This window comes from Winogradskyella aquimaris (assembly GCF_042676105.1).
Lineage (GTDB): Bacteria > Bacteroidota > Bacteroidia > Flavobacteriales > Flavobacteriaceae > Winogradskyella > Winogradskyella aquimaris.
On record NZ_JBHTJQ010000020.1, the window covers coordinates 1 to 6,112 of the forward strand.

The window sequence follows — 6,112 nt, forward strand, 5'->3', positions numbered from 1 at the left end:
ACATTGTGTATAAGCAATAGCGGTTTGAGTGCAAACTTGAACCGCTTTTGTCATTTAATATGAGTATATTGAAATCCGAAAGGTAGTTGCGTAAAACCCGCTACTGCTCATACACGAGACCGTTGTAGCCAATTAAAACCAAAATTATGGGATTAGATATGAGACCTTTAGGAAAGCCTAAAAAAGGATTTGAAAAAAGGTTCAAAGAAATATTTGAAATGGTCGAATCGGATAATATTCCAAAACCTAGTTTTTTAGATAAATTAAAAGGGAAAAAGTTTCCAACTAAAGACGAATTAATCCAAGAATGGTTTGAAAATCAAATCCCAACTTATGAGACTATTAAAGCACCAATGGTTGGAAAAGACCCAGAAGCTGAAAAGTGGTTGAAAGAAAAATACGAGGAATTAGAAAAAAAACCTACTTATGAGGAATTTTTAAAAGAACATCAAGGCTTTTATGTTATTCCTCTAGCTAAAGAACAAGATGGAGTACCTTGTTATATAGCTTTAGGACAAGATGAAAATGTCTTTAGAGGTCAATTTTTAACTGATTGTGTTGATATAATTGGAGAAGAACTAGCCAATGAAGCTTGGGAAACAAAACTAGCTGACGAGACTTTAGATTATGGAAATAGATTAATGTCTGTAGCTGACAAAATTGCGAAAGAAAATGAATTAGAATATTTAAAAGACCAAAGAATACCACCAGACACTGACGAAGAACATTTAGAAAGCAAATTACATATTGTTTATTCTTTAGCTAAATGGTTAATTTTTTACGGAAAGAATGGACACGGATATGAAGCTGATTATTAAAAATAACTGGCTACAACACCGTATAAAATTAATTGCTAGTTATAGCCAGTTTACGAAAGTCCTTGCGGACTTTCTATCTGTGATTTATTTGCTAACTTTAGTGCTTAAACCACGCAACTAATCTTATACAACAACGTTGGCAACAATTTGTATAAAAGCTGTAACATAATAGAAAACTGACAGACTTATTCATCAATCAATCAAAAAAATCATTAAATGAATTCATCTATTAAAGCACTATTTTTCGCTTTCATAACCTTTTTAACATTAAATTCCTTTTCTCAAAGCACAAATAAAGAACTATTCAATAGAATTGACACTTATTTGAAATCGAGCGAAACAAATGGTTTTTCTGGAGTTGTTTTAGTCTCTAAAAAAGGTAAAATTATTTTATCTAAAGGATATGGATGGGCTGATAGGAAAAATAAAATCCCTAATTCACCATCAACCGTTTTTAATATTGGTTCTGTAACAAAACAATTTACAGCATCGGCTATTTTAAAACTCGTAGAACAAGGAAAAATTAAAACATCAGATAAAATAAGCACATATTTTGCCCAGACACCTATTGACAAAAGCGATATAACTATTCATCAATTATTAACGCATACATCAGGAATTTCAAATAGAACTGGTGGTTTTAGGTATGATGAGGCTAGTAAAGAACAGTTCCTAAAAGAATTTTTTGAATCAGAATTACAATCAAAACCTGGAACAAAACATCAATATGCAAATGCCAACTATATTATTCTCACTGCGATAATAGAAACAGTTTCAGGACAAACCTATAATTCCTTTCTAAATGATTTTTTGTTTGTTCCTTCTCAAATGAATAGTACAGGATATAAGAGTGTCAATTTTAGCACAGAAAGACTAGCACACGGCTACTACTATAACAGAAATGATGAACAATGGGAAGATTGGGGAACAACCCAAGAGCATCTTCCTTACAATGACAAACATTGGTACAGTATAGGTAAAGGAGATATTCACTCTACCGTTGAGGATTTATATAAATGGAATATTGCTTTAAAAAACAATGTAGTCTTAGCATCAAACACAAAACTAGTTCAAGAAACACCATACGTAGCCGAAAATGATAAAAAGACATCATTTTATGCATATGGTTGGGCAATATCTCAAAGTAAAAGAGACACTAAAATTGTTGCTCACAATGGTAGTAATGGGCTTTATTTTGCAGATTTTGTTAGGTTTGTAGACGATGACGTAGTTATCATATACATAACAAATGTGTTTTTAGGACCTGAATCAGAATATGTTGCAAGAGAAATTGGTAAAATGATTTTTGATTCAAATTATACGCCAAGTCCAATTTCTAGAAATATTTATGAATTAAGTTTTGAGTTTATGAAAACGAACCCATCATCTAATGCAGCAAAACTACCTGTGTTTTTAAAGAAAAAACTTAATAATGAATTCAAGGATCACGCCATTCTAAATCGACTAGGATTTAGCAGGTTGAAAAAAGAGGACAAACCAGATTGGGCATTAGAATTATTTAAGCTTAATGTAAAGCTATTCCCAAAAGATGGTAATTTATGGGATTCACTTGGAGAAGCTTACTTAAAATATAATATGAACGATGAAGCCATCAAAAGTTACACAAAAGCAGTAGAGTTAGGTAATGAAAGTTCAAGGAAAGTATTGAATGAATTATTGAAAAAAGAATAGACAGAAAAACTGTTGCCAACACCGTATATAATTTATTGCTTGGTTCTAGCCTACTTACGAAAATCCTCGCGGATTTTCTATTAGGTTTTTATTTGCTAAATTACGTTCTTAAACACGCAACAAAACATATACAAACACGTTGGCAACAAGCTGAAAAATGAACAGATTTATAATAAGCGTAGTCCTGATATTAATTTCAAGTATCTGTTTTTCTCAAGACCTAAAAATGGAATTGGAAATAGAAACTTGTATTGACACATCTTCTCAAAACAACGTGACTTTTATCATTGAAAATCTGACTGACTCGGACATTTGGATAAACCCTTTGTACTTGACCTTTTCTTTTGGAATTTACTCTGAAGACGGAAATATAGTTTCAAGAAAAACCACAAGGCATTTAAGCGGACTTAAATCTGAATACTTAAAAGTGGATAAAAAATCAAAAAAAGAACTGAAATGGACTGCTGATTTTTTTGACAATTATCAATTTGAATTAAATAAAGAGTACTATCTGGAATGTGGATATGAACCGCCTTATTTGAGAAGAAAAGAAAAAAGAAAATTAAAAGAATCGAATATTTTCTTATCCGAAAATCGGTTTGACGGAAAATCTAACTTGTTTCGGATATGCAAAATATAAAGCCAGTTGCCAACAACGTATAAAATTAATTGCTAGTGCAAGCCTACTTACGAAAATCCTCGCGGATTTTCTATTCGGTTTGTATTTGCTAAATTAGTTGCTTAAACACGCAACTAATCTTATACAAGACCGTTGTGTTTAATGTAAAAAAACGAAACTATGGAATGTAATTTAGAACATAGATATAATGATGCCTTTAATAATTTACCGCACGATCAAGGCGGTAGCGGAAGACATAAATGTGCTGGATGTGCTTACGACTTGGGTTATCAAGATGGACTAAACCGCAGAGAACGATTACATATAGATTTAGACAACTTACCAAATAGCCAAGCAGGAGTAGTAAGACACAAAAGTCCACACGCAGCTTATGCACAAGGCTATCTTGATGGAGTTCACGAATCTTATAATTAATTCTTATCTTGCAGTCGATTTAACACCACCAAAAAAATGAAAAAATATAACACAAAAGAATCCGAACCGTGCATTGTAAAAGATTTGTTTTACGAATATAATGTTGGTGCAAAGCCTTTTCTAAAGTGGGTTGGTGGAAAAAGACAATTATTAAACGATTTTCAAGAACTTTACCCAAAAGAACTAAAAAATAAGACAATCAAAAATTATTACGAGCCTTTTGTTGGTGGAGGAGCCGTTTTTTTTGATGTCGCACAAAATTTTGAGATTGAAAATGCTTTTTTATACGATATAAATGAAGAATTGATTTTAACTTATTTAGTTATCCAAAAAGACGTCACCAAGTTGCTTGAATTTCTACATAGGTACGATAAACAGTACAAAAAACTTTCAGAAGTAAAACAAAAAGAATACTATTACGATATTAGAGAAAGTTTTAATCAACAGAGATTTAATATTGATTATGATAAGTATTCTGAAAATTGGATACCAAGAGCTGCTCAAACAATTTTTCTAAATAGAACCTGCTTCAATGGGCTTTTTAGATTTAATTCAAGAGGTGGATTTAATTCGCCACAAGGAAAATATAAAAACCCAAAAATAGTTGATGAACCTAATCTTTTGAATGTTTCAAAACTGCTCGAAATTGCAACTATTAAAAAAGCAGATTTTAAGGAAGTTAAACACGACTTGAATGGAGTAAGTTCATTTTTGTATTTCGACCCACCTTACAAACCAATTAGTAAAACTTCAAGTTTCACGTCTTATAGTAAACTAAACTTTGAAGATGACGAACAGCTTCAACTTGCAAGTTTGTACTATGAACTGAATGAAAGAGGTTATAAACTAATGTTAAGTAATTCAGACCCAAAAAATACAGATCCTTCGGATGATTTTTTTGATGACATTTACAAAGACTATCGAATTACAAGAGTAGATGCAAAAAGGTCAATAAATTCTGATCCAAAAAAGAGAAAGTCTATCAAAGAAATTGTTGTAACAAACTACTAAAACGTGAAAAAAGGGAGGAAAACTAATATAACTGGAACACAGTTAGAAAAAGCAGTACAGACTGTATTACTAGAAAAAGGATTTGAAATTGTAATGTACAGAGTTTGGAATAAAAATCCAGAAAACTATGGAAAAGAACTACTGCTTAAAAATGTTCCATTTACAACAATTTATGGACACGGAGGAAATACAGAGTTTCTGCTGATATCCGAACAATACAAACTTAGAATTAGAATTGAATGTAAATGGCAACAAAGTGCTGGTTCAGTAGATGAAAAATTACCATATCTGTATTTAAACACAATCGAAGCAATGCCTGAAAAAGATATTATGATTTTGATTGACGGAGATGGTTTCAAAGCAGGAGCAAAAACTTGGTTGAGAGATGCAGTTAAGAAAAAATTATATACGGACGAAAAGAATAATGACACAAACGTAATAGTCTTTTCTTTAGCAGAGTTTTTCACTTGGGCGAATAATATATTTCAAACGTAATGAAGAAACACTAAACACAACAAAAAATATAAGTAATAGCTTCCTATCGTCAGCTACTACTCATATTCAAAACGTTGTGGTTAATGTCCAAAAACCGAGAAAGTGAATGAATAAAACAATATTTGAGATTACCAAAATGGATTGTCCTTCCGAGGAAAATCTAATCCGAATGAAATTGGACGGAATCTCAAGTATTGCGAATTTGGACTTTGACATTCCCAACCGAAAACTGACTGTTTTTCACAGCGGAGAAATTGACCAAATCGAAAAATCCGTTCTCGAATTGAATTTAGGCGGAAAGAAAATATCGACTGAACAAACCGACCAAACAGAATTTAACGAAAACTCAAACCAGAAAAAACTACTCTGGACTGTACTCGGAATAAATTTCGCCTTTTTCCTAATCGAAATGACGACTGGAATAATCTCAAAATCAATGGGATTAGTTGCTGATAGTTTGGATATGCTTGCTGACAGTTTTGTTTACGGAATTAGTTTGTTTGCTGTTGGCGGAACTCTGACAAGAAAAAAACGGATTGCAAAACTTGCTGGATATTTTCAAATAACACTTGCGATTATTGGATTTGTGGAAGTTTTAAGGAGATTTTTCGGAGACGAGAAACTTCCTGACTTTTCGACAATGATTATCGTTTCGATTTTTGCACTTATTGCTAACGGAATTTGTCTTTACATTTTGCAAAAGTCAAAGAGCAAAGAAGAAGCTCATATGAAAGCAAGTATGATTTTCACTTCAAACGATGTGATTATCAATTTGGGAGTAATTATAGCTGGACTTTTAGTAAATTGGTTGAGTTCAAGCAAACCTGATTTGATTATCGGAACAATCGTTTTTGTTTTGGTAATTCAAGGAGCATTTAGAATATTAAAATTAAGTAAATAACAATAAAACACTAACCACAACAATGAACTAAGCTAAAATCCAAATAAATTTTGGTTTAATTCATGGCATAATCAGAATCGTAAGGCAATCCTGATTTTGCGATAGCAAACGCTTGTTTTATAAGCTTATTACAGACTGCGA

Annotated in this window: 7 protein-coding genes; all 7 read left to right on the plus strand. The window is 32.0% G+C overall.

All coding sequences use genetic code 11. From position 1 onward, the window contains the following. Positions 1-146 precede the first annotated feature (146 nt). Complete coding sequence (locus ACFQ1K_RS14410; RefSeq protein ID WP_320556845.1) at positions 147-818, plus strand: hypothetical protein; 672 nt, start codon at positions 147-149, stop codon at positions 816-818. A gap of 216 nt (positions 819-1,034) precedes the next feature. After that, positions 1,035-2,510 carry a serine hydrolase domain-containing protein gene (locus tag ACFQ1K_RS14415; RefSeq protein ID WP_090126589.1) on the plus strand — a complete coding sequence of 492 codons (1,476 nt, stop codon included), beginning with the start codon at positions 1,035-1,037 and terminating at the stop codon, positions 2,508-2,510. Between the two features lie 226 nt (positions 2,511-2,736). Beyond that, entirely contained in the window at positions 2,737-3,150 is a 414-nt protein-coding gene (locus ACFQ1K_RS14420) for a hypothetical protein (protein WP_320556846.1), read from the plus strand. A gap of 159 nt (positions 3,151-3,309) precedes the next feature. Further along, positions 3,310-3,564, plus strand: coding sequence for a hypothetical protein (locus tag ACFQ1K_RS14425; RefSeq protein ID WP_320556847.1), 255 nt, complete (start codon positions 3,310-3,312; stop codon positions 3,562-3,564). A gap of 36 nt (positions 3,565-3,600) precedes the next feature. Beyond that, positions 3,601-4,575: a DNA adenine methylase gene (locus ACFQ1K_RS14430; RefSeq protein WP_320556848.1), complete on the plus strand. Its 975-nt coding sequence runs from the start codon at positions 3,601-3,603 to the stop codon at positions 4,573-4,575. 3 nt (positions 4,576-4,578) lie between these two features. Further along, positions 4,579-5,070 carry a PD-(D/E)XK nuclease superfamily protein gene (locus ACFQ1K_RS14435; RefSeq protein ID WP_320556849.1) on the plus strand — a complete coding sequence of 164 codons (492 nt, stop codon included), beginning with the start codon at positions 4,579-4,581 and terminating at the stop codon, positions 5,068-5,070. A 106-nt stretch (positions 5,071-5,176) separates the two neighbouring features. Next, a complete protein-coding gene (locus tag ACFQ1K_RS14440; RefSeq protein ID WP_111685591.1) occupies positions 5,177-5,971 on the plus strand; it encodes a cation transporter in 795 nt (264 codons plus the stop codon). Positions 5,972-6,112: the final 141 nt, after the last annotated feature.